This window comes from Streptomyces sp. SGAir0957 (assembly GCF_043523415.1).
Window position 1 is genome coordinate 404,528 of the sequence record NZ_CP027290.1, and the last position, 23,942, is coordinate 428,469.

The window sequence follows — 23,942 nt, forward strand, 5'->3', positions numbered from 1 at the left end:
GGACCGTGCGGCATCCGTGCAGGACCGATCCACCGGAGAACACCATGCCTCTCATCCACGTACAGCAGACCCCCGGCAAGACTGCCGAGCAGAAGGCCGAGCTCGTCCGTGACCTGACCGACGCGTATGTGAAGGCCACGGGCAGCAAGCCGGAGAGCGTATGGGTGACCGTGCAGGAGATCGGCACCGACAGCTGGTCAGTCGGCGGCGAGACGCTCGCGGCCCGGGCCGCCAGGCGCTGACCCCGTCGCCCCCGCGGGCGCGCGCCGCGAGGTTCACCGGCGGGGCGCATCAGCCCCCCGGCCCCGCCCCTCCGCCCCAGAAAGTCACCCGCCATGAAGACCGCGTCGACACGCACGTCCTCCATGCTCCTGCTGGCCGTTCTCTGCTCGCTGAACGCCGGTGGGCTGTTCGCGTCGGACATCAACCTGCCGGGCGTTCCGGCCACCGCGCAGGCCTTCCACACTCCGGTCGCGTCCGTGCAGTGGACGTTCAGCGCGTTCATGATCGGCATCGCGGTCTCGCAGGCGGTCTACGGACCGGTCTCGGACGCGTACGGCCGCAAGGGCGTCATCGTCTCCGGTCTCGGCCTCTTCGCCGCGGCCTCGCTGATGTGCGCGACGGCGCCCACGGTCGAGGTGTTCGGCGCCGGCCGTCTCCTCCAGGCCCTGGGCGCCGGATCGGGCATGGTGCTCGGCCGGGCCGTGATCAGCGACCTGTACGAGGAGAAGGACGCGGCCCGGATGTTCGCCACCGTCATGCCGATCGTGGGTGTCTCCCCGTCGGTCGCCCCACTGGTCGGCGGCTATCTGACCCCGAGAGCCTGCTGCCGCAGCGGCGCAGCAAGCACGTCGGCGCCACGCTCAGGGGCTACCCGAGGCTGCTGTCCCGTCCGCTGTTCTGTGCGTACACGCTCAACCTGGCGGTGGCGTACGGCAGCTTCTGCTACATCAGCGTCTCGGTCGCGTACGTCGCGGGCAACCTCGTCTCGCGCACCCTGGTCCGCTGGCGGCCGGTCAACCAGCTGCTGTGGACGGGCCACGGATTCTTTCTCGCCGGTGCGCTGATGATGCTCGGCCTGGGTCTGAGCGGAGCCGGTAGGCCCTGGGGGCTGCTGGTCCTTCTCTCCATGCCGGTCATGACGTTCGGCAACGGTTTTTTGCTGCCGCTGTCGATGAGCGCGGGCGTGACGACTTTCCGCGCGACGGCGGGGTCGGCGTCCGGCCTGATGGGCGCGCTCCAACTGCTGGCCGCCGCGGTACTGGGAATCACCGCCTTCGCGCTTTTCCTCTCACTGGCGGGCCGACAGCTCTCCCGCAGAGTAAATATCTGTGCCAGGTAGAGCAATGTATCGAGTAAAGACTGGCCACAGAATTTTCCCACTGCATTGCTAGGTGAATCCCTCATGCGCAGCAAAGGCGGCAAACATGGCGAGGGAGGCCGTGTGCCCGCCAAGAAGCCGACCTCAAGCAGCCGCCGCCTTTAGGTGTGCGAGGATTCTCCCGCGGCGATCCCGGCAAAGACCAAGAATGTTCCGTTGTTCAACAAGTGGGGTCGCCCGGAGCGCTGGGGGACCTGTGGAGCTGCGGCAGATTCGGTACTTCGTGACGGTCGCCGAGGAGTTGCATTTCGGCAGGGCGGCCGAGCGGCTCCACATAGGCCAGCCCGCGGTCAGCCAGCAGGTGCGCCGTCTGGAGCGGGAGCTGCGCACGTCGCTCTTCGACCGCTCCGGCCGCACCGTGACCCTCACCGAGGACGGCCTGGCCCTGCTGCCAGAGGCCCGTGAAGTGCTGCGGGCGCTGGACACCTTCGCCTCCTCGGCCCACCGGCTCGCCGACCGGGGCGCGGCCACCCTGCGCGTCGGCATCGGCTCCGCGCTGGGCCCACGCCTCGACGACTTCCTGGACGCGCTGCCCGGGCACGGCGCCGGCACCCGCTTCGAGTTCCAGACCCTCGACGCCCAGACCCGCCTGGAGGACGTACGCGCCGGGCGCCTGGACGCGGCCTTCGTCCGCGGCGTCGACCACGTACCCGGCCTGCTCCTTCTCCCGCTCTGGGACGACCCGCTGGTGGTCGCGCTGCCCGCCTCGCACGCGCTGGCCGCACACGAACGCCTGGATCTGGCCGACTTGGCGGGCCTTCCCCTGCGTCTGACCTCCCGCGGGGAAAACGCGGTGCTTTTCGACACCGTCGTCAGCGCATGCCGCGCGGCGGGTTTCGATCCGGCGTTCGGACCCCCTTCGACCGGGCTCCAGGACACGCTCGCCGAAATCGGCGCGGGCGCGTCCGGCTGGACCCTGGTGTATCCGATGGCGGCACACACGGTGTCCTCCCGCCGCATCTCCCTGCTGCCGCTCGTCGGGAATCCCGTGACCATCCGTATGTCCCTCGCCCTCCGGGAAAACGCGGAGCAGGAGAGGCGTGATTTGCTGACGGAAACGAGTGCGCGTATGCGGCGCACCATGCTGACCCTGTGACCGCCTGCAGCCGTACGTCGCTGTCCCGCCGGGGCGTACGCCATTGCCGGGCCATGCCCGAGGACCGCCCGAGGACCAGAAGGGCGAGCAGTTGCCCGCGCACGGATGTGGCGAAGGAAGTGATGAACGACCAGAGGTGCTCGTAGCCCTCGTCCTCGCCGGCCCCGCGGTCGTCGGGTCCGGCGCGGAGCACCAGGGCGGCCCGGCGGAAGGTTTGAGTACGCGTACTCATGGGCCCGATCACCACCGGGCCCGAAGGTGGAGGTCCGCCCCGAGCACGAGGAGCAGGCGATGACCTCCACCCACCCGGCCCCCGCCCCGACACGGGCGGCGATCGTGTCGCCCCGGCGCCGTTTGCCGGCCGTCCTCGCCGTCTCGGTGAGCGCGGCGCTCGTCGTGTCACGCTTCGGGGCGGCCGATCCGACGACCTGGGTACTGGAGACGGTGTGGGTGATGGCGGGCCTGCCGCTGGCGATACTGCTGCGCCGTCGCTTCCCGCTGAGCGATCTGCTGTACGCGCTGCTCGCGGCGCACGCGCTGGTCCTCATCGTGGGCGGCCACTACACCTACGCGGAGGTGCCGGCCGGGGACTGGGTACGGGACTGGCTCGGATGGGATCGCAACCCCTACGACCGCTTCGGCCACTTCATGCAGGGCTTCGTCCCGGCCGTCCTGGTACGCGAACTCCTCGTCCGCACCTCCCCGTTGCGCGGCAGCCGCTGGCTGGCCCCGCTCACCGTGTGCGCCTGCCTGGCTTTCAGCGCCGTCTTCGAAATGCTGGAATGGCTGGCGGCGGTCACCGGAGGCGAGGCCGCGGACGCCTTCCTGGGCACGCAAGGCGACGTGTGGGACACCCAGTGGGACATGTTCTGCGCCCTGATCGGGGCCATCTGTGCCCTGCTGCTCCTGACTCGCGTCCACGACCGCGCGCTCGTCCGTCTCGCCCGTGAACGGCCGGTTGCCTCGTCCTGAGGGCCTGAGGGCCTGAGGGCCTGAGGGCCTGAGGGGAAGCCGCGGCCCGAGCCGGCGGACCTAGGATGACGAGCCATGCTGACCATCGACGTCTCGTCCGCCCGCACCGAGAAAGAACTGCACGCTGTCCTGAAGAGGGAGTTCGGCTTCCCGGACTTCTACGGCCGGAACTGGAGCGCGTTCTGGGACGCGGTCACGGGTCTGGTCTGGATCCCGGGCCAGGTGCGCTTCGTGGGGTGGGCCGCACTCATGGAGCGTCTGCCCCGGGGCGGACGGATGCTGCGGGAACAGCTGGATCGCTACCGCGACGAGTACCGGCCGGATCTGAACGTCGAGTACGTATAGGTGTCGCTGCCTGCCTGCCTGCGTGCATGCCCGACCAGGCAGCGGTAGGCGACAGAAGGTGGGGGCGCCGGTGCCCCGGCCCGGCGGGTACGTGACGCTTCCCCTGGGCGGCCCCGCCGTGTGGGACGGCTGGTGGCACGGCCCAGATCATGACCCAGATGTCGCGGACGAGACGCACGTACCCAAGAAGCCGAAACCGACAAGTGGACGACGCAGCCAACGAGGGGACCTTGTGACCATCCGCTACACCATTGGTGACGCGACCGCCCCGCCGGGCCCCGGCGCGCGCATCATCGCCCACGTCTGCAACGACATCGGCGGCTGGGGACGCGGCTTCGTCATGGCTCTCTCGAAGCGCGGGCCCGAACCGGAGGCGGCGTACCGCGCCTGGTACCGCGACCGCGCCGCCAACGACTTCCGGCTCGGCGCCGTACAACTGGTGCCGCTGGCTGAGGACTTGTGGGTCGCCAACATGATCGGCCAGCACGGCATCCGACGAGCGGGCGGGCAGCCACCGGTCCGGTACGACGCCATCGCCGAGGCTTTGAGCACGCTGTCCGAGCACGCGGCCCGGCTAGGGGCGTCCGTACACATGCCGCGCATCGGCTGCGGCCTGGCAGGCGGTCGCTGGGAGGAGATCGAACCCCTGCTGGACAAGCACCTACGCGAGCGCGGCATCGACGTCACGGTGTACGACCTGCCCACCTGACCGGCGCCCCCGACGGCCAGACGCCGACCTCCACCCATGTCGACCTGTGCCGTCCCGGCAACCGGGGCGCAGTCGGTGATGCCGGTCTGACCGCGCCGCCCCCACCGCGCCGCCCTTACCGCGCCGCCCTTACCGTGCCGCCCTTACCGCGCCGGCCGCACCCGGGGGACACGGTGCTGCCCCTCTCCGTTGCCAGCGGCACAAAGGGCGGGCCCGGCCTGGGATGGCCGGGTCCGCCCCTCCTCGTTCATCGGCCCTCAGGCCCCGCCCGTCAGGCCGGCTCCTCGGTGGAGTGCGAGTTGGTGAGCGTGAGCGCGCCACCCGCGGCGATCAGGCCGACGATCACCGCGAGCACGGCGTAGGTGATGCGCTCGCCGTGGAAGAAGGACTGCACGAGGCCGCTGCTCCAGACGCCCGCGGGCAGCTGGGTGGTGACCAGTGCGGCGATCAGGGTGCCGACGACGGCGGTGCCGACGCTGGTGCCGACCTCCTGCGCGGTGTCGTTGAGCGCGGTGCCGATCGAGGTGCGGTTGGCGGGCATCGCCTCGACCAGGGCGATGGCGCAGATGGTCATGACGGTGCGCAGCCCGATCGTCATCACGACCATGCAGGCCGCGATGGCGGCGTACCCGTGGTCGACGCCCCAGGCGAGGCCGGCGAGGGCCACGGTCAGGCAGCCCGCGCCGACCAGGCAGGCGATGCGGTGGCCGAACCTTTTGGCCAGCCCCTCCGAGAGCGGAGTCGCCGCGATCATGGTCACGATGAGCGGCAGGTTCGCCAGGCCGGCCCGCACCGGGCTCCAGCCGTAGGCGTACTGGAAGTGCAGGATCAGCCCGAACATGACGCCGGCCATCGCCACGGACGTGCCGATCTGGGCGAGGGCGGCGCCGCGCACGGTGCCGTTCGAGAAGATCTTCAGATCCAGCATGGGGGTCTTGCTGCGACGCTCGTGCCACACGAACGCGATGCCCGCGGCGACGGCGCCCAGGACCGAGCCGAGGGTGGCGGCGGAGAGCCAGCCGTGCTCGACACCGCTGGTCAGCGCATAGCAGGCCAGGCCGATGGTGAGCATGCTCAGGACGGCGCCGGGCAGGTCGAGCTTGTCGCCGGTGAGGTCCTCGCGCCGGTCGGGTGCGACGCCGAGGCGTACGCCGATGGCCGCGATCAGTGCGATCGGCGTGTTGATCAGCAGCAGCCACTGCCAGCTCACGTGGGCGAGCGCGGTGCCGCCGAGCAGCGGGCCGAGGATGAATCCGGACATGCCGACGACGATCATTAACGTCATCGCGCGCATCCGCAGTGCCTGGTCGTCGAAGAGGCGGAAGACGAGCGAGTTGGTGATGGGCGCCATGGCCGCGGCGGCGATGCCGAGTCCGGCCCGCAGGGCGATGAGCTGCCCGGTCGAGTCGACGGCGATGACGGTCAGGCTCAGCAGGCCGAAGACGGCGAGGCCGACAAGGAGGACGCGCCGGCGTCCGAGGCGGTCGGCCATGGACCCGGCGGTGAGCAGCAGGCCGCCGAAGGTCAGCGAGTAGGCGCCGGTGACCCATTGCAGGGCGGTCGTGCCGCCGCCGAGGTCGCGGCCGATGGTGGGCAGCGCGATGGACAGCAGCGTGTTGTCGACCATCTCGACGAAGAAGGCCAGGCAGAGTGCGGCCAGCGGGATCCACGCCGCCCGCAGCGATCCGTAGGTGCGGGCGGAAACGGGCCCGGTGTCGGTGGTGGCAGTCATGACCGGCCTCCTTTCGGAACGTCTGAACATGGAACGCCGCCGAAGATGGAACGGCGTTCGCTCATAGAACGGCGTTCGACTCTCGAACGCTGTTCCACCATAGAACCACGTTCGATAGTGAGGCAAGTTGTGTTTGGATGGATGCCATGACACCGCCCCCGACCCCCGCACGCCCCGCCGCCGACAGGCCTCCCCGGGGGCGCCGACGTGCCTCGCACTCGATGGAGGCCGTGCTCGACGCGGCCGTGGCCGTGCTCGACGAAGCCGGAGGGGCCGCGCTGACCTTCCGCACCCTCGCCGCCCGGCTCGGCACGGGCGTCGGCACGATCTACTGGTACGTCCAGAACAAGGACGAGCTCCTCGACCGCGCCACCGACCACGCGATCAGCGGGGTCCTGACCGCCGTGGAGGAGCGTCCGGACAGCGACGACCCCATCGCCGACCTCCGCGCGATGGCCGTCGCCCTGTTCGACGCGATCGTGGACCGGCCGTGGCTGTCCGCGTACTTCATGCGCAACACCGACATCCAGGGCAACTCGCTGCGCCTGTACGAGCGCCTGGGCCGCCAGACACTGCGCCTCGACCTCACCCCGCGACAGCGCTTCCACGCCGTCTCGGCGATCACGGGTGTCGTGGTCGGTTCGGCCGCCGACCTGGGCGCGGAGATCCCCCAGGAACTGCTCGACGGCGAGGTGGACCGCGAGGAGTACCTCGACCGCTTCGCGGATACCTGGCGGTCCCTCGACGCCGAGGAGTTCCCCTTCGTGCGGCAGATCGTCGACGAGTTCGCCGGTCACGACGACCGGGACCAGTTCCTCGCCGCGCTGGACCTGACCTTGGCGGGCCTGCGCCTCCAGGCCGGGACCTGACCCCACCACGACCCGACCACCCCCGGGACGAGGCCGGGCCCTGCCGGTCCGATGGTCGGCCTCGGACGAGTACGGCGCCCCGGACGAGTGCGGCGTGCCCGCCATCGCCACCGCCGTCGCCAGGCCCGGTCAGATCAGGTCATGTCAGGTTCAATGGAAGCCGAGCATGCCGGGGGTATCGATGTCGACGGTGACCACGCCCGGCGGGTAGCGGTTCTCGTCCTCGGTGAGCAGGATCGACATGCCGGTGAACTCGGCGCGGGGCAGCGCACAGTACAGGGCGTGGCAGGTGTCGGGGGAGCCGTAACCGTCGCGGATCATCGTGCCGACGGTGGCCGATGCCATGGTGTCGAGCGGGTCGACGACCACGGAGGAGAACGCCAGGACACGACGGTGCAGCTGCTCCTCGTCGGCTTCGCCCTGCATCAGGCACAGGGCGGGGACGCGGAGCAGGTCGCCGGGGGTGTGAGCCATGTTGCCGGCGAGCAGGTTGAGTGCCTTGTGCCCGGCGGCCAGGGCTTTGACCGCGCCGGTGTCCAGAATGATCACGCGACGCGGTCCTGCGAGGCGCGGACCTTCTCAGCGGCGATCTTGTAGATGTTGCCGCGGACGTCGGGGGACTGCTCGAACTCGGCATCGCTCACATCGAGCCCGATCACCCGCCGCACCACCTCACGGTCGGCCGCCAGTCGCTCGGCACGCTGCGCCGCGGTGGGCTGCTCGGCGGCGAGGGCCTCGATCAGCTGCCCCAGGCTCACTCCGCGTTCCTTGGCGAGCTCGGCGAGGTGGTCGCGGACTTCGCGGGGCACCTGGATCGTCGTCGTAGCCATAGGCGAACTATAGCCCGCCTACAGAGGCGCGCTGTGTCCTGCTGCACGACGCCGAACCGCTGGACGGGGATCCGCAGGTCGACGACCTACCTGGGGCCGCTGTATGCGGCGGTCGCCCCATTGACGTCGACAATCCCGTCGTGTCGGGGAATCCGAGCAGCAGTGCGTGCAGCTGATACTCAGAGGGACTCTTCGTACGCCTCACGGATGGTTGCGGGGATACGGCCGCGGTCGTTGACGAGGTAGCCGTTGGCACGCGCCCAGAGGCGTACGGGCTCGTCTTCCGGACGGGGGTCAAGCCGACGAGCGCTGCCGGATTCTTCGCGGGAGCCTGAGGCAACTCCTTCCAGTTGTTCCGCCACACCCAAGAAGAAGGCCGACAACGACGAGTACGCGCCGTCTGCCGGCGATGAGCCCTCGGTCCATGACCCCACGGTTCCGGTGCGCGTGTTCAGGAACGTCCCGTAGAAGCCGTCACTCTCTGCGTGGATCGGCACCCACTCCTTGCGCCAGGACGGATGTGCGGCGTCTCCGGACGGTTCCGCATCCTCCATCTCCAGCTTGTGCAGATAGACGCGCTCGATGTCCGTGAGCCCGAGGAGAAGTCCGCCGCCAGGGACGACGCCCTTGCACCCCAGGGCCACCAGACACGACCGGGCATCGGGTCGCCTGCCGGCATCGATGTCGTTCAGCAGAAGCCACTGCGACATCTCGTCGGGCAGGTCCACACCCATGCGCAGTTCGGTTTCCCTGATGGCGGCTTGGCTTCCCGGACCACCGAGGGCTGCGAAAACGTCCGGGGCGTGCTGCTCAAGCCACGCGGTCACCCGGCCCCACGCCTGCCGCACATCTCCCCCCTCGGGAGTCGGCATACCGCTCACCGGTGATCTGCGACTCGGGCGGACACCACCATGGAGGGCTGAAACCGCTGATCATGCATAGGAGGACCGTACGTCGGACCACTGAGCTTGTCCTACCGTTCTTGCACGGGCCCAACAATTTCTGGGCCGGGATCCGGCATCGGCCTCATGGCGCGGGAGCCGGGGTCAGACAGAAGATGCCCGGGAGTTCCAGTCCGGCTGCCGGCGTGCCGAACACCCAGGGGACTGCGATCTCCAGACAGCGCAGCGAGGCGACGCCGGCCATGACTTCCGCACTGCCCAGGGCCACCGGAACGCCATCGGTGGCGGACCGGCCGCGGAGGCCGAGCACCGAACCGATGACGATGCACAGGCAGAGCAGTGCCCCGTGAGTTCGGGCGCTTCGCCGGGAGTTCTGCAGAGCGCCTGGGACCTCAGCACTCCATCTTCTGGGAACGGTCGGTGTCGTCGTCCTCGCTGTGGCCCCGTCGTCAGCGACCCTGTTGGCGTGGGCCTTCAGAGACACTCACGAAGGGGACGGCACATACGTGCGCTCGTACGGGCGGCGCGCACGCATGCCTCGCCGAACTCCGTACGTGGTGAGACTCACCGGGCTGGCCGGTCGTGTTCGTGCGGGTTCGCCGGAGGCTGTCCAGGGCGACGACGGCGAGCTTTCGGCCGAAGCCCTCGCGCGAAGCCGTCCGTCCTTGTTCACGAACGCGCCCTCGGCTACAGGCCGACCCAGCCGAACAGGCGCGGGTGCCGGGTCTCCGCCCCACAGGGGTCGTCGCCACCGGAGCCGAACGTGCTGGAGGTGCCGGGGGGCGTTACGACGCCCGTGCCGGGGCTTGGGGCGTCACCTTCGCGCGGCACGTACGTGCCCCCGTCCTCGATGTCGCCGGACCCCGTGACCGCGTCGGCCGGGTCGTATGTGGAGCTCCACGGGTCGGAGGACAGGGTCAGCCCCTCCGGGCAGGCGGGGCCGACCGGTTGCACGGCCCACCAGGCGAACAGACACAGGCACACGAGGGCGCCAAGAACGCCGATCCGGCGGCGCGGTGTCGTGAGGTGACGGGATATCACCAGCGGATCGTACACAGCCGCCCGGATGGCTCTGCCGGACGACTCTGCCGGACGACTCTTCCGGACGGCTCTGCCCGGCCTCCACGCGGCGAAGACCGGACAGCGTCGAGAAGGGAGAGCGAAGGTGGTTGGCCGCTTCGGGGTCCCATGGGCGGTCCGGCGCGCGGCAGCCACCTGGCAATGCGTCGAAAGCCGGGTGACGTCAAGCAAGCGTTGACCGTATGACCGTAGGCTCCCGACGGAAGGCAGGTGCGGTGGACATCACGGTGCAGTGGATCAAGACATCGTGGACGAAGCGGTCTCGGGGCGGGGAGGCGGCTGCCTGTCGGAGCGTGATGGTTTCGAGCCGCGTCTGAGCCAGAAAGACCTTCGCGAGATCGGTGTCAGCCTGCGGAAGGAAGGTGACCGGCTGCGAGTGCTCGCTCGTGTGGAGCCGCTCTTCGGGTTGCCGCCTCGGCCGCGCAGGCCGCCGGCGGTTCGGCTGCTTCCCGGGCAGTGGGTCCGCTGGCAGTTGAACTACCGGTTCACCAGCGCCCTGGGAATCCGCGGCTGGTCGTATTGGCTCGACACGTTCAACATTGCTTATGGCCTCGTCGACCGGGATGTCTTCCTGTCGGAGCCGACCGTGACCGTCGATGAGTGCGGGCCGGTTCGATAAAACAAACTGACTGCGTTCGGAGTCCGGCCTGGACCCGCATGACCCGCATCTCTCACGCCGGTCGACGACAGAGTCGCGGACGATGAGTACGCCAACGCCCACTGCACGGCCAGGATTCCGGCACGGCCCATCGGCGGAAGGGCACGGTCCATCGGCGGAAGGACACGGCCCTTCCGCCGAAAGGCACGGCTCGACCGGCCAGCCCTCGCTTCACGGGGCAACGCCGCACATCGATCGAGAGCTCCGCACAGGACCATGGTGCCAACACGGACGGGGCGCAGCCCGAACCCCCGCTCCACCTGCGAGAACCGGCACATCGGGCATTGTCAGAGGCGTCAGGCACACTGCTCTGTATGAACTTGGTGACCGCTCACGACTACGCCTGGATCCGCGCCTCGCCGCTCTTCCGCCGCATGATCGAGAGCGGATACACCTTGACGCTGATCCGGGGGCGGAGCCCGCAGGAGGTGCTGCGTGCGCTGGAGGCGGAGCCGCGCGGCAGGGGGGAGGGCACGGCCGGACTGATCGAGGCGGATGACGCTCACCGCGGCGAGGCGGATTACGACTACTGGGACGAGTCCTACGTCGCCGGTGCCTTCAAAGCCCCGGGCGAGATGGGCGACTGGACAGTTGTGCTCGGCTTCGACGGCGGCCTTGGCATGCCGTGCGCGGCGGCGCTGTCGGAGGGCGGCCGGGTCGTGGCGCACTCGAGCAACGGCGGCAAACCCATTCACCTCTTCCACTGGTTCGAGGACGGTGAGCTCCGTACGACGTTCGAGAATCCGTCGGCGCGCGACGGCATCAGTCCCGATGAACTGGTTCCCCTGCTGCGGGAAGTCGGCTTCCCGCTGACGACCGAGGGAGAGCACGACGAGAACGCCCCGGCCGTCGACGGGAAGGCGGCGGTCCTCGCTCTGGCCGAGAGACTCACCGGCATACGCGTCACCGCACTCTTCCTCCAGGACGCCACGTACGAACTGGGGCTCGTCCCCGAACAGCCCGCAGAGGAGTGGACCGGCCTGGTCATCGACATCACCGATGCCCACGGAGAGCGCCTGTACAAGGAATGGACGTACGAGGAGATCGCGGCGGCCTCCGACCGCGCACGAGAGAAGGCGAACGCGCCGGTCATGACCACTCAAAACTCGGGCTTCGCCGCCCGCAGTTCGGAGCGCGAGGCGGATGAGTTGTGATCGGGAGGGTGGAGGGTGCCCGCGGCTGCCTGCCGCTCCCTCCAAGGGACACTGCCGCCACGAAAGCTTCTGAGATCAGGGCGCGGCAGCCCTCTTGATCCGTCGGTAGCAGAGGAGACCGCTGGCGAGTCGGAGCAGGCCGAGGTGGAGGTCGGCTCGTATCTCGGACCCGGGGGCCCTGCACCGCTGGCTGGGCTGGTGCAACGCCAACGCCAACGCCAACGCCAAGGCCAATGCCAATGCCCGCCACGTCTTCGGCTCGTCGCTCGTCCGACTGGTACGGATTACTGAACGCTGTTCGGCGTCCAGCGAAGCGTCATGTCGGGCAGGTTCTCCATGTTGCGATCACCGTCGTTGGTGTCGAGGACGGTGAAACCATGGCGCTCGTAAAACGCGCGGGCATCAGTGTTCTGCTGAAAGACGTGCAGGGACACCCCGTCAGGGCTGTGCCACCTGACCTCGTCGAGCAGGAGCGTGCCGACTCCCTGTCGGCGGATGTCCGGGCGCAGATAGAGGTGTTCGAGCATGTCGCCGTCGAGGGCCGCATAGCCGATGATCTCCGTCTCACGCACTGCGACCCACGTCCGACATTGCTTGAGCAGGACGTCCTGGATCCATCCGGTCACCTGCTCGTGACTGTGCTTCTGCGGGGGCAGGTAGGGCATGGTCACCGACCGGGAGGTCACGTGGATGCGCGCGATCGCGGCTGCATCTGCTTCCTCCGCGCGTCGGATCCGAGTCTTTCCGCCATCACTCACGTCGGGAACCTACAAGCTCAGCAAGGACTCGATCCAGCGAATAACCCGGTCAACGGTGCCGGTCACAGCACTGGAAAGCACCGTTCAACTCACCGCGGTGCTCAATCCCCTGGGCACGCCCAGGGCAGATCTCCAGGGCCAGGGGAGCGCGGCCGACCCCACCGATGTCGAGTGCCTGGCTCAGCTTGCTACGCGGGCCGACCGTCCTCGAGGTACAACGTGACTTGCTGCCGGCGTGCTTGCGCGGCCGCGCGGACGCGGCGTGCGAGGACGGGCACCAAGCGGGCGTCGAGTGCGTCGATGGGGACGTACTCATAGGCGCGCACTTCGTCGGCCTGGAGCTGGATGATGGAGTGCTGTTCGGCGGTGAGGCGACCGCCGTCGAAGACGTAGGCGGTGCCTTCGCTGCGGCCCGGACGCGGCGGAGCCCAGTCGACGGCGAGAAGACGGCCGGGCTGCACGTCGAGGCCGAGTTCTTCCTTCACCTCGCGGCGGGCACCGGCCTTCGGCGGCTCGTCGGCCTCGACGGCGCCTCCGGGAATCTCCCACGGATCTTTGTAGATGGGGTCGACGAGCAGGACGCGGTCCTGGTCGTCGAAGAAGAGGACTCCGGCGGCGACGCGCTTGCGAGGCAGAGCGCGGTCGTATTCGGCTTCAGCAGCGACCATGCACCGCAACTTAACGCGACGCCAGACCACGACGCCGGCACTCCCTTCACCTGTCCCGCCTCTAGGGGGCAGGGCGCCTGCCACGTGGAGGACGTAGCGTCCGAATCCTGATCCTGGCCACCCAATCGCTGCTGATGGTCGCGGGAGTCGGATCCCAGGTGGGACCGCCGGATCTATGGTCGCAACCCTCATCGGCTTCGGAATCTGGAACAAGAACAGAAAGAGATGAGTCGTGGTTATGGGCGGGTGCAGGTGAAGAGGTCGCGGATGCGTCGGCGCTCGGCATCGATGTGGCTGCGTTCGCAGACGCCAGCCAAGGCTCACCCGACACGAGGTGCCGAGACAACATCATCACCACGAGGCCCAGCGCCGGCCCCGCGACAACCCTGTATCGCCTCATGTCTCCCAATTACTCCTGACCGGCATCCGGATGACTCCGACGCTCCACCGCGCGCCCGCGCTCTCGCCCCGGCCACGGTCGTCCTCACCGTGGGCGCCGGCCACCACACCCGAGCCTCGTGTGCCGGCACTACCTCAGGTACTCGGCTCCGCCGTGTCTAGGATCTGATGTCGTCGTCGGTAGCGGCAGTGTGGAGGGGCCACCCATGGAGCATGCGGCATACGTCCGTTTCGAGGGAACAGTGCGTCATGCGCGAGGCCACTTTCCTGGGGTCTTCGTGCTTGCCAACGAACTCGCTGCCAGCGGTCAGTTGAGTAACGACCAGTACTGGTTCTGGCGCGCCAGTAATGACTGGTACGACGCGAACTACACCAATCCCACCACCGTCGATCCGAAGATCTACGACCCCGCCGTGCACCCGGGCGCCGTGGCCTGGTTCAAGGCTTCCGCCACCCATCTCATCGAACGCGTGGACGGCTACCTGGCGCTCCTGTCCGCGCACGGCCTTGCATGTCGCCGCCTGGCATCCTCGGACCCGGGCGAAATCGTCTACGAGGACGAAGACCAGATCGTGGTCGTACCAGTACGAGACGCAGCCACCGAGTAATCTGCTCGCCACCCGGACCGTTCTCAGCGTCTCCCATCACCAGCGCATGCCGAGTTGGTCGAGCGCAGTGCGACGCTGGTCAAGGAGCCTGTCGGCCCGGCGGTGTACGTTCGCGGTTCACATCCCCAGGTCGACGAGGACGGTGTCCTCCGGGCCCATATAGCGTCCGCTAGCAGCGGGTCCGGTCAGCTCCATGGGCAGGGCCTCGACGTGTTTGCGGGATGTTGGGGTGACCGCCGCGGTTCTGGAGCCGGCGGGAGGCGGCGAGTTCGAGACCCGAACTCGGGCATCGCCCCAATAAAGCCCGGCCACCGGGTGAAGCTGTGCCGCGCTCTGTAGCCTGCCATTGTCTTCTACATGAGACGGCAGACCGCGTCGTAGCCGCAGCGGATCGTTTCGCCCGTGGGCGTGCATCGGTTCACCAGCCGACCGGCCGCGCCGTGGGCGTAGGTCGTGACGCGGCCGTCGTAGTCGCTCTCGGCTGTCGGACGTCCAGCCGCGTCGAACGTGCAACTTATGGCCGTCCCTGCGCATCGACGGCTTGAATTAGTCTGCGCTCGATTTCACTTGATTCCGGTGCTGGACGTCATACCTCGCATCCGCGGGGTGCCCGGACGGCAGACCTGGTGCGGGCCCGCGGCGTCACCCTGATGTTCGCTCGCAAGGGCACGGTCCACGGCTCCGGCCTGAGCCAGACCTGCTGGGTCACTGAGCGGACCTTTGGTTGGCTGCACCGGTTCAAGCGCCTGAGATCCGCTATGAAGTGGAGCCCGGTGAGCTTCCCCGTTCGGCCCGTTTCTGGCGCGACGCCGCACCCTACGAGCATTGCCTTCGCCCGCCGCGCGAGGGAGGTAGACGCGATTGACCAGCCGACACGGCTCCGGTGTCACCGCCCTCAACTTGTTGCTGACGGGCTGGCACCTGTTGTGGCTGGGCGGGACACAGACACCCTTGGCGACCGGTTGCAGTCCCCGGTTGCTCCGGGGAGCCTGCCGAGATCACGGGAACAGGGGGCGCGCACAAGGCGGGCGGCCACAAGCGAGAGGCGACATGAGCGGGCAGCGCGGACGTGACTGGATCCGCATGACGCCCGACGACTTCAACGGGCACGCTGCGCTGCGCCCGGCTGACGGCGCCGTTTCAAGGGCTGTGCCGGCTGTACCTGATGAGTTCGGCACGTAACCACTCCTCGACGGTGAGGAGGTCCTTTCCTCTTCTCGGCCTTGCCCGGACGAGCATGTTGCTGGATAGGGTGCGCGGGTGGCAAGGACGAGCGTGAGCCACGAAACCCGCAGCGTGGTCTGCCTGTGGGTTGAGCCTTGGGGAACTGATCACTGGATGCGTCCGGGCGAAGAGTTCACCGTCGTGACCGAGACAGGCCAGGAGCACTCGCCGTTCAACGTGGTCGTGCATGATCAGGGCATAACGGTGTGGGTGAATTCGGGTAGCGACGCCGAAGTCTTCGACAGGAACGGCGCCCCGGTCCGGTGTGGCCATCAGCGGCCGACGAAGAATGACCACTGAAACCTGGGCGCCGCCACCGCCCGATGACGAAGAACGACCACTGAAACTAGGGCGCCGCCCCCGCCCGATAGGGCGGCCGCGCCGCGTGGTCGTTCGCATCGGACCAGCCTGGCCCACCGAGTCCTGCCCGGTGACCCTGAGGTGACCCTGAGGTGACCGACTTCGACAGCCTGCAGGCCGCTGTCGCCCACCACACCGACGAGGCGCTGGAGGTCTACGTCTCCGCAGAGCCCACCATCGGGCCGCCGCCCGCATGCAGCAGCTAGTATGCCTACCCGCCCTAGAGGTGCGGAACAAGCTGTTCGTCGCCGTTGAAGCCGCCCCCAACCTCAGCGCGTCGGCTGTGCGAAGCCCGGCCCACCACGTTCCCGGGCCAGGCAGGCAGCCCTACGCTCGGGGCGCTGAGTTGCGCTTGTCCTCAACGTGAACGACGTGGAGTTCGGTGCCGTCCTGGTGACGCTTGGAACGGCCGAACACTCCGACGGCGATGTGTGACTGGTCCTGAGGCTCAACGGGGCCGACGAAGGTGAGGACGTCGTCGTGATGTCCCGTGACGACCCATCCTTCGATGCCCTTGAGGTCGAGCACTCCGAAGTCTCCTGCCGCAGATCCGGCATAGACCGGGCCGAACTCCTTCATGAGGTCGGTGGCTTGCTGCGCAAGTCCCCCGTCCGGACCGGAAAGCACGACACAGGTGCCGTGCTCGAACAACACCCATGACTTCGGGGAGTTGCTGAGTAGCCGCTGCCAGACGTCTATCAGTGTCTCGGTGTCCACGCCGGTCATCATGCCGCAGAGCACTGATTCCAGCACCGGCGCCCGGTAGTGCTGCATGCCGCACGACTTCCCGTCTTGGCATACGGGTTCGCGGCTACGCCGCGCTTTGGCAGCGCTCTGGCTTTGGGGTGCTCGCCAACAGATCGCTGCCCGCATCCGCGGACTGCTCCAGGGCCTCGGTTGATCCACGGACCGTGCCTACGACCATCCGTGACCTGGACCACCTGTAACCCACTGGACCGGCCTGTCCGCCACAGCCCAGGATGCGTTCATGCCGTTCTCTGAGTTCAGATCCGATCCCGGAACCGGAACCTTCCGCCGCTACGTGATGGCCGATGCCGGCTCCAAGATCGGCCGCTACCTGAACCTGCTCCACGGAAACTTCATCAGACTGCCCGCCGAGGAGCGCACACAGTTTCTCCAGGCCCTCGCTCGCGACGCGCAAAGCGTCACCGACGCCGAACTCGAATACTTGCTCCAACCCAACTGGCGCTCCCGCATAGCCGCGGCATGGATGATCGGGCTAAACCGCCGCGAGCAATTCCGCGCGCATATCGGTGGCCTTCTGCACGCCAGTGAACTCACCTACGCAGGCCAGGGTTACTGCATCGCACTCGCCCTGCTCGGCACCGACGAGGACGCGACCTTGCTTACCTCTTATCTGGACCACTACCTCCGGCAACCCGAGTGCCGATACGACCAGCCATGGGCGTTGGGCGCGCTCCTGCACCTCGACGGGACCCTCGGCACTGCCCATGCCGCCGGGTTCCAGGAACCGGACGGACTCTGGGGCCAATGGGCCAACGACCGAAACGCGACCCCCGAGGAGTTGAGACAGTCCATTGGGGGAATGTGCGTCCTCGCTGACGAGTACGCCGAGCACATTTGTGGCCCCAGTCAGTGATCAGTCGATGGGGTTTCGACAGCGAGGACTGACCTCGCCCTCGACGTCTCGTTGGACTCCTGAGGGTCTTGTCCCGCGGTGTCGACGATGATGCGCTCCCGGTCCCAAGGCTCATGGGCGCGATTGAGGACTTGCTGGTCGGCATCTATGGCCAGGCCATCTCGTGGGAGAGTGTGACCGTGATGAGGGCAGGCGGCTGAAGCCCCCGAACAAATACAGGATCGTAGAAAAGTGAATTTCAGTTATCAGATTGAGTCCTTCCGGAAAGATACCGAGGAGGGTCTGGAGTATCAAGAAGTCGGGCAGCTCGATGATGCATTCGTGATGCGGCTGGTCGGCGCAAGCCTTGAAGAGGGGTTCGGGGGAGCCCTCCTCGCGCCTGAGCAGGCCGAGCTCTTGGTCGCACACACGGGACTGCCCCTCGAGTTCGACTTCAAGGCAAACATCCACTACTTGGCTCCTTACCGGGCCTCGTAGCCATTGCTCCGGCATCTCCGGCCAGCGCGCAGAGACGTCGCGAGTCTGCACCGAACCTACGTAGGTTCGGCGCAGACTCTCTTTCTGGAATATTCACTTCAGAGCGACAGATGTTCGGAAATAAAAGCAGTGTCGTGGAGGCTGGAGATCTGCAGAAGGCGTCGCGTGAACGGCCATGACGGGCCCGTCAAGAAAGGCGCAGGTTCCAGCCGCCGTCCCGCGTTGTTCGCTGGGGGGACCCCTAGATCCCAGGCCCTACACGTACAGCAGTGCGATGCCGCGGCGCCCGGTGCGCATCGACCTGTCGGTGCGTCGCCTGCACTGCGAAAACCTGAGCAGGCCACCGCCTTCGGCCGAGTATGCCTAAATCAGGCGTAGGCAGCGCTGCCGGGCCGCATCGCAACGCCGGAGCTCACCCGGGTTAGAAGGTCGTCCAGCTGCTGGCGCCGATCGTCGGTGAGCGCCCCGGCCACAGGAGCGCGAGCCGCTCACTGCCGACCGCCAACAGCACAACCGCGACCTGCTGCAACAAACCCTCACCCAGCCCACCACCCACACACCTCCCACCAACACCCGAGCGGAGGCCCCCTGATGGACACCACGCACTGCGTCGTCACGGCTGGGTCGACGCGACGACGCGATACCCGCCCCTGGACTCAGCGGCAGCGCCACCTTCGACCTCGTCGTCCAACCTGCCGACATCGACATGGGCATCGATATTGACGCGATCCCCGTCGCGGACGTCGTCGTCAACGACACACCCGGCACGGTCATCCCCTGCACCAGCGACGACTCCCGGCTCGCCCACGAGTTGCTGACCGGCATGCAGCCCGGAGACCTGCTGCGCGTCACCGGCACCCTGACCCAGCCTCCGGCGGCCGGAAAACCGCTCGGCCCACCGTGGACGTTCTGGAGGTCCTGGACACCGGACTCGCTCCGGTTGTTGGTGACTGCGGCTGTCAGAACTTGCGGAACGCGGTCAGCTGAGTCGGCTCATCGGCCTCTGGCGATGTCTTCGTCCAACGGCGGCTCTTCCTCGACGTAGTCGTCGGGGGCGTCACCCCGGACGTCCGCGGCGTGAACAGGGTGGCGGGCCTGCCTCGAAGTTCGAGATCATCCGGTCATGCTGGATGGCACGGCAGGACAGAACCTTCCGATCGGCTTCGGGTTCCGGCCGTATCGCGGCGACGAAGACCACGGCGCCATGGCCGCGGTGCGGCTGGGGTGTGCTGAACGGGACCGGGTCGATGTCCATTCGGTAGTGGAAGGACTCCCGACAGCAGCCGAGATAGCCGAAGCTTCTGCCAAGTTGGAGGAGCCGTCCAAGAACCAGATCCTGGTGGTGTTCGACGGGAGCGTCGTCGGCTACTCGACGATCCGGTGGTGGCAAGAGCGGGACGATACGTGGCTGTACCTGCACCGCGGCTACCTCTTGCCTGAGCATCGCGGCCAGGGCATCGGCTCAGCCATGCTGAGCTGGGCCGAAGAGAGGACCCGCCAGCTCGTCGAACAGCACGGAACGGCACGGACGGCAGTGATCGGCGCGAACGCCATGGCCTCCGAGCAGGACGCCACGGCGCTGCTGCGCGCAGCCGGCTACGGACGTGTTTTCAGCCTGGTGGAGCTGGAGCTGCGCGATCTGCAGCAGTTGCCCGAGCCGGTCAGTCAACTGCCGCCAGGAATACGAACAGGGCCGATCGGGACAAGCCACTACCGTGTGGCTTGGAGAACGGTCGTTGATTCATATGCGGATACCGGTTTCACTCAGAGGTGGCCTTTCCAGGACTTTGTCGACACCGCCGACCCGGCGTGCTGGAGGGCTGCGTGGAAGGGGCAGGACATGGTCGGCGTCGCCCTCTGCTCCATCCGCCGTCACGACCACACCGTGGGCGAGGTGGAGGAGCTGAGTGTCCGGGCGGATCAGCGACGCCTCGGAATCGGCCGGGTCCTGCTGCTGGAGGGGTTGCGGAGCCTTCGCGAACAAGGTGCAACGACCGCCCGGCTGTTCACGGGCACGGCAAACGCGCACCGGTCCTACGACCTTTACGAGAGTGTGGGGTTCCGGCGGCAGAACGAGTACGTCCGTTACCGCAAGCCGCTTGCTTGATCGACCGGCCATCGGGCTGTCTGGTCAGTCCACAGGGTCCGCAACGTGGGCGGCCGTCGACCACCTCAACCACACTCCCGAAGACGTGCGGGACACGGGCAAGTGCGGCTACTGAGACGTGCGGAATACCCGAGGGGCCGACGGTATGCAGACAGGGCCCGCCACCGCTGGCAGCGTTCGACCTCCGTGCCCGTGCCGCGACACCCCCCCCGGACCCCCGGAACGCTGCGGGAGGAGGCTGGGCGCCGCCCGTACCCGCACCCGCGCCGGAGCCCTCAGGAGCGCTGCGGGTCGCCGCCGCTGCGGCCGTAACGGGCGAGCATCGTCGTGACCGCCTCCTCGACGGCGTGGTCGATGTCGGCGGGTGCGGGGCTCCAGTCGGTGAGCAGCATTCGCGGCCACAGGACGTAGTTGGCGATCATTCCGAGGAACTGGTTGGTGGCGCTCTCCGCGTCGGGTAGCACCGCAGTGCCCGCGGCGTGCTCGGCCTCCAGGTAGTGCTGGACGGAGAGGAAGTAGGGCAGCTTGCCCAGTTCGAACTGAGCGCGTCCCAGTTCCGGAAAGCGCGGCAGTTCGGCGATGACGATGCGGAAGAGGGCCGCCATCGCGGGTCGGCCGATCAGGTCGGCGTACTGGCGGCCGATCGCGCTCAGGCCGGCGCGCAGGTCACCGGGCTGCGGCGCGGGTGCCGCCGGGTCCGGCCCGCCCTTCCAGTACTCGGTGACGATGGCTTCGAAGAGCGCCGCCTTGGTGGGGAACTGCTTGAACAGCGTGGACTTCGAGACGGCCGCTTCCTGCGCGATCCTCGCCAGCGAGGTCCCGTCATAGCCCCGTTCCAGGAACAGCTTCGTGGCCGCTGCTGTGATCGCCTCGCGCTTGCGTCGAGCAAGTCGCTGATGGTGCTCGGAGAGTCCTGCGGTCATGGGCCCAGTATGGCCCATCACGAGGCGAGTCACTTGACTCGCCACTGAGTGGATGCTTACGTGAGCGGGGATGCGAGTCGCACGACTCGCATCCGGTCGCCGGGAGGGTCCCCGTCGGCGTCGTTCCGTTTCCGCTGGGAGAAGCGCTCATGGAGTCAGGCAAGATCGCATTGGTGACCGGCGGCAATCGCGGGCTGGGCCGGGCCACGGCCCAGTCGCTGGCCCGGCACGGGCTGCGCGTCATCGTCACCTACCGTGGCGACGCGCAGGAGGCCGAGGAGACGGTCAAGAACGTTCAGGAAACCGGCGCCACGGCTGCCGCACTGCGGCTGGACATCAGCGACGTGACGTCCTTCTCCGCCTTCGTCTCCCACCTGACGGCGCAACTGGAGCGCTGGGAGGCGACCCGGCTGGACGTCCTGGTCAACAATGCCGGGATCGGGCTGTTCGGACCGCTGGAAGCGGTCACGGTCGACGACTACGACGCGGTGATGGACACCAACGTGCGCGGCACGTTCTTCCTCATCCAGGCGCTTGCGCCCGTGCTGGCCGACGGGGGGCGGATCATCAACGTCTCCTCCTCCCTCAGCCGCCACACCAGTGCCGGCACCTCGGTGTACGCGGCCTCCAAGGCAGCGATAGAAGCACTCAGCCGGACCCTGGCCCTGGAGCTGGGCGCGCGGGGCATTCGCGTCAACGCCATCGCGCCAGGGCCGACCGCCACCGACTTCAACGGCGGCGCCATGCGGGACGACGCGCAGATGCGCGAGGGCTTGGGCGCGCAGACCGCGCTCGGCCGCGTCGGCGAACCGCAGGAAATCGGCGACGCGATTGCCGCGCTCGCCTCCGAGGACCTGCGATGGGTCACAGCCCAGCGCCTCGAAGTGTCCGGCGGCGCCCTGCTGTAGAAAGCCCCTGTCCGCACCGTGGGTCCCGCCCCGTCGGAGTCCAGCATCTGGGCGAGGGCGAGCTTGCGCCGTTGTGGATGCTGATGGAACTCCTCTCCACCACAGCAGTCTGGGACGCGCCCCGGGCGTGATCCGCGCGGCCGGTACGTCACCGTCGCTTACGCCGCCGTCGCTTACGCCGCCGTCGTCCGCGCCGACATTCCGGCCGTGGCCGGAGACGACGCCCGCACCGTCTGCTGGTGGCCCGGCCGGGTGGATGCGAGGGCCGTCTCGACGAGATGCTGGAGGTGGTCGTTGAACGTCATGGTCGGCGGGGTCCTGTCGGGCGGGGTCGTGAGTCCCACTGGTCGCAGTATTCGATGTGGATCTCGCGCGCGTCGCCGAGAATGCCGTCGTTGGAGTGGAGCTCGGTGCAGAAGTGCGGGTAGCTCGGATGGACGGGGACGTATCCGGGGCCGTTTCGGGCGACGTCGAAGAAGTGCCGGGCGGTGTCCCTGAACACCTTCGCGCTGCCGGTCATGAACAGGGTCTCGGCGTGGAGATGCTGGTGAAACAGATCCCGGTTCTCCCGGTAGTGCCGCGCCTCGTGATCAATCACCGCCTCATCGGTGTGTCCTGGACCGGGCAGCGTCACGGTCTGCGGACGTCCTGGGCCGAGCCGTCCTCGTACTTCCTTCCAGCGTGTGGGTGCGAACTGGAGCGAGTGGTGCAGCAACACGAGATCAAGCTGCCGTGTGCCGTCTTCCGGGAGCCCGTGGGAGGGACCCCGGTTCCCCCGCATCGGCAGGTGGACCAGAGAACGCGGTGACGAGGCGGCGAGTGTCCATAGCCCGCCGATACGCTGGGCTGTGTCCTGATCGAGGTAGGTGTCCAGGTGCCGGTCGTGATCGATCAGCACGGCGTGAACCAGGGGCCGAGCGGGTCGGATGACCTTGAACTCTGCGGATCCGAGGCGTGCTTGATGGATGGTGATGGGTAGCTTCATTGATTCTCCAGGACATGGCGGCTGACACGGCGGCGTAGGAGGCCCAGTCTCCGGCGGCGGCTCGCTGCCATGTGACGGCGACGTTGGTGTCGATGCCGAGGGTACGGGCGAGGACTGCGGCGAGTAGCTCGGTGGCGAGCTGGCGAGCTGGCGAGCTGGAACAGGACGGTTGACCGGGTCTCAGCGATGCCCAGGTGGCGAGGATGCTGGCGTAGGCCAGGTCGGCCGGGACGACGGTGATCTCGGGGTGCAGGAGCGGGAGGCGGAACAGGACCTCGCGGGCCGCGACGCTGTCGTGCACGTCGGCCGGGGTGACCATGATGAACAGGGGCCATCCCAGCAGGTCCACGACGACGTGTCTTTTGCGGCGCATTTCGGTGGCGCGCATGAGCTGCGGCATTTCCGGCCCGGCGGGCCGGGCTTCCATGAGGGCGGCGCGGCGGGCCTGGGCGTGCACGAGCGCTGCGTCGCCCTGGCGCCGCACCCGCAACCGGCTCCTCGCCCACCGCCGCCACGGCCCCCAAGAAGAGCTGCCAGGGCTGAGCCCGAACCGGGTGGCGCTGATCGCGGCGCTGCGCCGGCTCACTCCGCAGCAGCGGCAGGCGGTCGTGCTCCACCACCTCCTCGATCTGCCCGTGGAACAGGTGGCCCGCGAGACCGGCGCCTCCAGCGGAGCCGTCCGTACCCGTCTGAGCCGCGCCCGCGGACTGCTCGGCGTCGAACTGTCCGACATCACCCCGACGAGTGTGAAGGAGGCCCCGTACCGTGCCTGAGGTCGACGAACTCCTCGATGACAGCACCGTGCGCCTCCCGGACGCGGCCACCGTGCGCGCCCGGGGCGACCGGCGCACCGTACGGCGCCGCCTCGCGGCCGGGCTGACCACCGCCGCGGTCGTCGCCGCGGCCTGGACCGCATGGCCCGGCCCCGGTCGCCCGGAGGTGCGCCCGACGGACCGGCCCGCCGTGACGGAGACACCGGCGCCGCCGCGCGCGACGGGCTTCCCCACCGACACCCCGTACACGCGACACGGCGTGAGCACCTCGGGCAACGCCGAGCTGATGCCCGGCTACAGGACATGGCACTGGCGCAACACACACGGAACGCTCAAAAAGAACCGGTGGCCGCTGGCCAGAACGGTGTGCGGGGCGACCGGTCTCGACGCCGAGAAGTGGTAG

29 protein-coding genes and 3 pseudogenes are annotated in these 23,942 nt (G+C 68.2%); 19 read left to right on the plus strand and 13 right to left on the minus strand.

The window, feature by feature from the left end; all coding sequences use genetic code 11:
• Positions 1–44 precede the first annotated feature (44 nt).
• The 7 genes and pseudogenes from C1N81_RS02120 to C1N81_RS02150 all read left to right on the plus strand — a co-directional run bounded on the left by C1N81_RS02120 (position 45) and on the right by C1N81_RS02150 (position 4,503).
• Positions 45–242 carry a tautomerase family protein gene (locus C1N81_RS02120; RefSeq protein ID WP_394426116.1) on the plus strand — a complete coding sequence of 66 codons (198 nt, stop codon included), beginning with the start codon at positions 45–47 and terminating at the stop codon, positions 240–242.
• A 123-nt stretch (positions 243–365) separates the two neighbouring features.
• A pseudogene (locus C1N81_RS02125) lies at positions 366–755 on the plus strand (MFS transporter); the annotation flags it as partial.
• A 170-nt stretch (positions 756–925) separates the two neighbouring features.
• Complete coding sequence (locus C1N81_RS02130; protein WP_394426248.1) at positions 926–1,342, plus strand: MFS transporter; 417 nt, start codon at positions 926–928, stop codon at positions 1,340–1,342.
• 235 nt (positions 1,343–1,577) lie between these two features.
• Positions 1,578–2,477, plus strand: a complete 900-nt coding sequence (locus C1N81_RS02135) for a LysR family transcriptional regulator (RefSeq protein ID WP_394426118.1) — start codon at positions 1,578–1,580, stop codon at positions 2,475–2,477.
• Positions 2,478–2,768: 291 nt separating this feature from the next.
• Positions 2,769–3,449: a DUF2238 domain-containing protein gene (locus C1N81_RS02140; RefSeq protein ID WP_394426120.1), complete on the plus strand. Its 681-nt coding sequence runs from the start codon at positions 2,769–2,771 to the stop codon at positions 3,447–3,449.
• 75 nt (positions 3,450–3,524) lie between these two features.
• On the plus strand, positions 3,525–3,794 hold the full coding sequence (locus C1N81_RS02145; RefSeq protein ID WP_394426122.1) for a barstar family protein: 270 nt from the start codon (positions 3,525–3,527) through the stop codon (positions 3,792–3,794).
• Positions 3,795–4,026: 232 nt separating this feature from the next.
• Positions 4,027–4,503 (plus strand): macro domain-containing protein, encoded by a 477-nt coding sequence (locus tag C1N81_RS02150; RefSeq protein WP_394426124.1) that lies wholly within the window; start codon positions 4,027–4,029, stop codon positions 4,501–4,503.
• Positions 4,504–4,774: 271 nt separating this feature from the next.
• Here C1N81_RS02150 and C1N81_RS02155 read toward each other — a convergent pair whose 3' ends face one another.
• Positions 4,775–6,235 (minus strand): MFS transporter, encoded by a 1,461-nt coding sequence (locus C1N81_RS02155; protein WP_394426126.1) that lies wholly within the window; start codon positions 6,233–6,235, stop codon positions 4,775–4,777.
• A 221-nt stretch (positions 6,236–6,456) separates the two neighbouring features.
• Between C1N81_RS02155 and C1N81_RS02160 the strand changes: the two genes are divergently transcribed.
• A complete protein-coding gene (locus tag C1N81_RS02160; RefSeq protein ID WP_394426236.1) occupies positions 6,457–7,104 on the plus strand; it encodes a TetR/AcrR family transcriptional regulator in 648 nt (215 codons plus the stop codon).
• A gap of 150 nt (positions 7,105–7,254) precedes the next feature.
• Here the strand turns inward: C1N81_RS02160 and C1N81_RS02165 are convergent, their stop codons facing one another.
• The 4 genes from C1N81_RS02165 to C1N81_RS02180 form a co-directional block, all read right to left on the minus strand.
• Positions 7,255–7,653, minus strand: coding sequence for a hypothetical protein (locus C1N81_RS02165; protein ID WP_394426129.1), 399 nt, complete (start codon positions 7,651–7,653; stop codon positions 7,255–7,257).
• Entirely contained in the window at positions 7,650–7,934 is a 285-nt protein-coding gene (locus C1N81_RS02170) for a hypothetical protein (protein WP_394426131.1), read from the minus strand. Before C1N81_RS02170 ends, C1N81_RS02165 begins: the two co-directional genes overlap by 4 nt.
• A 179-nt stretch (positions 7,935–8,113) precedes the next feature.
• The gene (locus C1N81_RS02175) at positions 8,114–8,806 is read right to left on the minus strand and encodes an Lsr2 family DNA-binding protein (protein WP_394426133.1); all 693 of its coding nucleotides are present in this window, start codon (positions 8,804–8,806) and stop codon (positions 8,114–8,116) included.
• Between the two features lie 717 nt (positions 8,807–9,523).
• On the minus strand, positions 9,524–9,877 hold the full coding sequence (locus tag C1N81_RS02180; RefSeq protein ID WP_394426135.1) for a hypothetical protein: 354 nt from the start codon (positions 9,875–9,877) through the stop codon (positions 9,524–9,526).
• Between the two features lie 254 nt (positions 9,878–10,131).
• On the opposite strand from C1N81_RS02180, the pseudogene C1N81_RS02185 reads away from it, so the two are divergent.
• Both C1N81_RS02185 and C1N81_RS02190 read left to right on the plus strand, forming a co-directional pair.
• Positions 10,132–10,535, plus strand: a pseudogene (locus C1N81_RS02185) (hypothetical protein).
• A gap of 353 nt (positions 10,536–10,888) precedes the next feature.
• Entirely contained in the window at positions 10,889–11,728 is an 840-nt protein-coding gene (locus C1N81_RS02190) for a DUF6461 domain-containing protein (RefSeq protein ID WP_394426137.1), read from the plus strand.
• A 284-nt stretch (positions 11,729–12,012) separates the two neighbouring features.
• Here the strand turns inward: C1N81_RS02190 and C1N81_RS02195 are convergent, their stop codons facing one another.
• Positions 12,013–12,486: a GNAT family N-acetyltransferase gene (locus C1N81_RS02195; protein WP_394426138.1), complete on the minus strand. Its 474-nt coding sequence runs from the start codon at positions 12,484–12,486 to the stop codon at positions 12,013–12,015.
• Between the two features lie 188 nt (positions 12,487–12,674).
• A complete protein-coding gene (locus C1N81_RS02200) occupies positions 12,675–13,154 on the minus strand; it encodes an NUDIX domain-containing protein (protein ID WP_394426140.1) in 480 nt (159 codons plus the stop codon).
• 605 nt (positions 13,155–13,759) lie between these two features.
• Between C1N81_RS02200 and C1N81_RS02205 the strand changes: the two genes are divergently transcribed.
• Positions 13,760–14,161, plus strand: coding sequence for a hypothetical protein (locus C1N81_RS02205; RefSeq protein WP_394426142.1), 402 nt, complete (start codon positions 13,760–13,762; stop codon positions 14,159–14,161).
• 353 nt (positions 14,162–14,514) lie between these two features.
• Here C1N81_RS02205 and C1N81_RS02210 read toward each other — a convergent pair whose 3' ends face one another.
• Complete coding sequence (locus tag C1N81_RS02210; RefSeq protein ID WP_394426238.1) at positions 14,515–14,679, minus strand: RHS repeat domain-containing protein; 165 nt, start codon at positions 14,677–14,679, stop codon at positions 14,515–14,517.
• 108 nt (positions 14,680–14,787) lie between these two features.
• Here C1N81_RS02210 and C1N81_RS02215 point away from each other — a divergent pair.
• Positions 14,788–14,916, plus strand: a pseudogene (locus C1N81_RS02215) (IS5/IS1182 family transposase); the annotation flags it as partial.
• 520 nt (positions 14,917–15,436) lie between these two features.
• Positions 15,437–15,685: a hypothetical protein gene (locus C1N81_RS02220; protein ID WP_394426144.1), complete on the plus strand. Its 249-nt coding sequence runs from the start codon at positions 15,437–15,439 to the stop codon at positions 15,683–15,685.
• Positions 15,686–16,072: 387 nt separating this feature from the next.
• Here the strand turns inward: C1N81_RS02220 and C1N81_RS02225 are convergent, their stop codons facing one another.
• The gene (locus C1N81_RS02225; protein ID WP_394426240.1) at positions 16,073–16,474 is read right to left on the minus strand and encodes a hypothetical protein; all 402 of its coding nucleotides are present in this window, start codon (positions 16,472–16,474) and stop codon (positions 16,073–16,075) included.
• 259 nt (positions 16,475–16,733) lie between these two features.
• On the opposite strand from C1N81_RS02225, the gene C1N81_RS02230 reads away from it, so the two are divergent.
• The 3 genes from C1N81_RS02230 to C1N81_RS02240 all read left to right on the plus strand — a co-directional run bounded on the left by C1N81_RS02230 (position 16,734) and on the right by C1N81_RS02240 (position 19,950).
• Complete coding sequence (locus tag C1N81_RS02230) at positions 16,734–17,366, plus strand: DUF6000 family protein (protein WP_394426146.1); 633 nt, start codon at positions 16,734–16,736, stop codon at positions 17,364–17,366.
• A 231-nt stretch (positions 17,367–17,597) separates the two neighbouring features.
• On the plus strand, positions 17,598–17,843 hold the full coding sequence (locus C1N81_RS02235; RefSeq protein WP_394426148.1) for a hypothetical protein: 246 nt from the start codon (positions 17,598–17,600) through the stop codon (positions 17,841–17,843).
• A 1,123-nt stretch (positions 17,844–18,966) separates the two neighbouring features.
• A complete protein-coding gene (locus tag C1N81_RS02240; RefSeq protein ID WP_394426150.1) occupies positions 18,967–19,950 on the plus strand; it encodes a GNAT family N-acetyltransferase in 984 nt (327 codons plus the stop codon).
• Positions 19,951–20,225: 275 nt separating this feature from the next.
• Here the strand turns inward: C1N81_RS02240 and C1N81_RS02245 are convergent, their stop codons facing one another.
• Positions 20,226–20,873 (minus strand): TetR/AcrR family transcriptional regulator, encoded by a 648-nt coding sequence (locus C1N81_RS02245; protein WP_394426152.1) that lies wholly within the window; start codon positions 20,871–20,873, stop codon positions 20,226–20,228.
• Positions 20,874–21,022: 149 nt separating this feature from the next.
• Between C1N81_RS02245 and C1N81_RS02250 the strand changes: the two genes are divergently transcribed.
• Positions 21,023–21,781: an SDR family NAD(P)-dependent oxidoreductase gene (locus C1N81_RS02250; protein WP_394426154.1), complete on the plus strand. Its 759-nt coding sequence runs from the start codon at positions 21,023–21,025 to the stop codon at positions 21,779–21,781.
• Between the two features lie 173 nt (positions 21,782–21,954).
• Here C1N81_RS02250 and C1N81_RS02255 read toward each other — a convergent pair whose 3' ends face one another.
• Genes C1N81_RS02255 through C1N81_RS02265 form a run of 3 tightly spaced genes read right to left on the minus strand, consistent with a single transcriptional unit; the run spans position 21,955 to position 23,193 of the window.
• Positions 21,955–22,086, minus strand: a complete 132-nt coding sequence (locus C1N81_RS02255) for a hypothetical protein (RefSeq protein WP_394426156.1) — start codon at positions 22,084–22,086, stop codon at positions 21,955–21,957.
• A complete protein-coding gene (locus C1N81_RS02260; RefSeq protein ID WP_394426157.1) occupies positions 22,083–22,499 on the minus strand; it encodes a hypothetical protein in 417 nt (138 codons plus the stop codon). Before C1N81_RS02260 ends, C1N81_RS02255 begins: the two co-directional genes overlap by 4 nt.
• 4 nt (positions 22,500–22,503) lie before the next feature.
• Positions 22,504–23,193, minus strand: coding sequence for a transposase (locus C1N81_RS02265; RefSeq protein WP_394426159.1), 690 nt, complete (start codon positions 23,191–23,193; stop codon positions 22,504–22,506).
• Here C1N81_RS02265 and C1N81_RS02270 point away from each other — a divergent pair.
• Positions 23,153–23,539, plus strand: coding sequence for a sigma factor-like helix-turn-helix DNA-binding protein (locus tag C1N81_RS02270; protein ID WP_394426161.1), 387 nt, complete (start codon positions 23,153–23,155; stop codon positions 23,537–23,539). The two genes, C1N81_RS02265 and C1N81_RS02270, sit on opposite strands and share 41 nt — an antisense overlap.
• Positions 23,532–23,942 (plus strand): hypothetical protein, encoded by a 411-nt coding sequence (locus tag C1N81_RS02275; RefSeq protein ID WP_394426163.1) that lies wholly within the window; start codon positions 23,532–23,534, stop codon positions 23,940–23,942. Before C1N81_RS02270 ends, C1N81_RS02275 begins: the two co-directional genes overlap by 8 nt.

Excerpts from the sequence above, each read along its gene's own strand:
- C1N81_RS02120 (WP_394426116.1), top strand. The coding sequence starts at position 45 with ATGCCTCTCATCCACGTACAGCAGACCCCCGGCAAGACTGCCGAGCAG.
- C1N81_RS02140 (WP_394426120.1), top strand. The coding sequence starts at position 2,769 with ATGACCTCCACCCACCCGGCCCCCGCCCCGACACGGGCGGCGATCGTG.
- C1N81_RS02145 (WP_394426122.1), top strand. The coding sequence starts at position 3,525 with ATGCTGACCATCGACGTCTCGTCCGCCCGCACCGAGAAAGAACTGCAC.
- C1N81_RS02155 (WP_394426126.1), bottom strand. The coding sequence starts at position 6,235 with ATGACTGCCACCACCGACACCGGGCCCGTTTCCGCCCGCACCTACGGA.
- C1N81_RS02160 (WP_394426236.1), top strand. The coding sequence starts at position 6,457 with ATGGAGGCCGTGCTCGACGCGGCCGTGGCCGTGCTCGACGAAGCCGGA.
- C1N81_RS02170 (WP_394426131.1), bottom strand. The coding sequence starts at position 7,934 with ATGGCTACGACGACGATCCAGGTGCCCCGCGAAGTCCGCGACCACCTC.
- C1N81_RS02175 (WP_394426133.1), bottom strand. The coding sequence starts at position 8,806 with ATGCCGACTCCCGAGGGGGGAGATGTGCGGCAGGCGTGGGGCCGGGTG.
- C1N81_RS02190 (WP_394426137.1), top strand. The coding sequence starts at position 10,889 with ATGAACTTGGTGACCGCTCACGACTACGCCTGGATCCGCGCCTCGCCG.
- C1N81_RS02200 (WP_394426140.1), bottom strand. The coding sequence starts at position 13,154 with ATGGTCGCTGCTGAAGCCGAATACGACCGCGCTCTGCCTCGCAAGCGC.
- C1N81_RS02205 (WP_394426142.1), top strand. The coding sequence starts at position 13,760 with ATGGAGCATGCGGCATACGTCCGTTTCGAGGGAACAGTGCGTCATGCG.
- C1N81_RS02225 (WP_394426240.1), bottom strand. The coding sequence starts at position 16,474 with ATGATGACCGGCGTGGACACCGAGACACTGATAGACGTCTGGCAGCGG.
- C1N81_RS02230 (WP_394426146.1), top strand. The coding sequence starts at position 16,734 with ATGCCGTTCTCTGAGTTCAGATCCGATCCCGGAACCGGAACCTTCCGC.
- C1N81_RS02240 (WP_394426150.1), top strand. The coding sequence starts at position 18,967 with ATGCTGGATGGCACGGCAGGACAGAACCTTCCGATCGGCTTCGGGTTC.
- C1N81_RS02245 (WP_394426152.1), bottom strand. The coding sequence starts at position 20,873 with ATGACCGCAGGACTCTCCGAGCACCATCAGCGACTTGCTCGACGCAAG.
- C1N81_RS02250 (WP_394426154.1), top strand. The coding sequence starts at position 21,023 with ATGGAGTCAGGCAAGATCGCATTGGTGACCGGCGGCAATCGCGGGCTG.
- C1N81_RS02255 (WP_394426156.1), bottom strand. The coding sequence starts at position 22,086 with ATGACGTTCAACGACCACCTCCAGCATCTCGTCGAGACGGCCCTCGCA.
- C1N81_RS02270 (WP_394426161.1), top strand. The coding sequence starts at position 23,153 with ATGAGCTGCGGCATTTCCGGCCCGGCGGGCCGGGCTTCCATGAGGGCG.
- C1N81_RS02265 (WP_394426159.1), bottom strand. The coding sequence starts at position 23,193 with ATGGAAGCCCGGCCCGCCGGGCCGGAAATGCCGCAGCTCATGCGCGCC.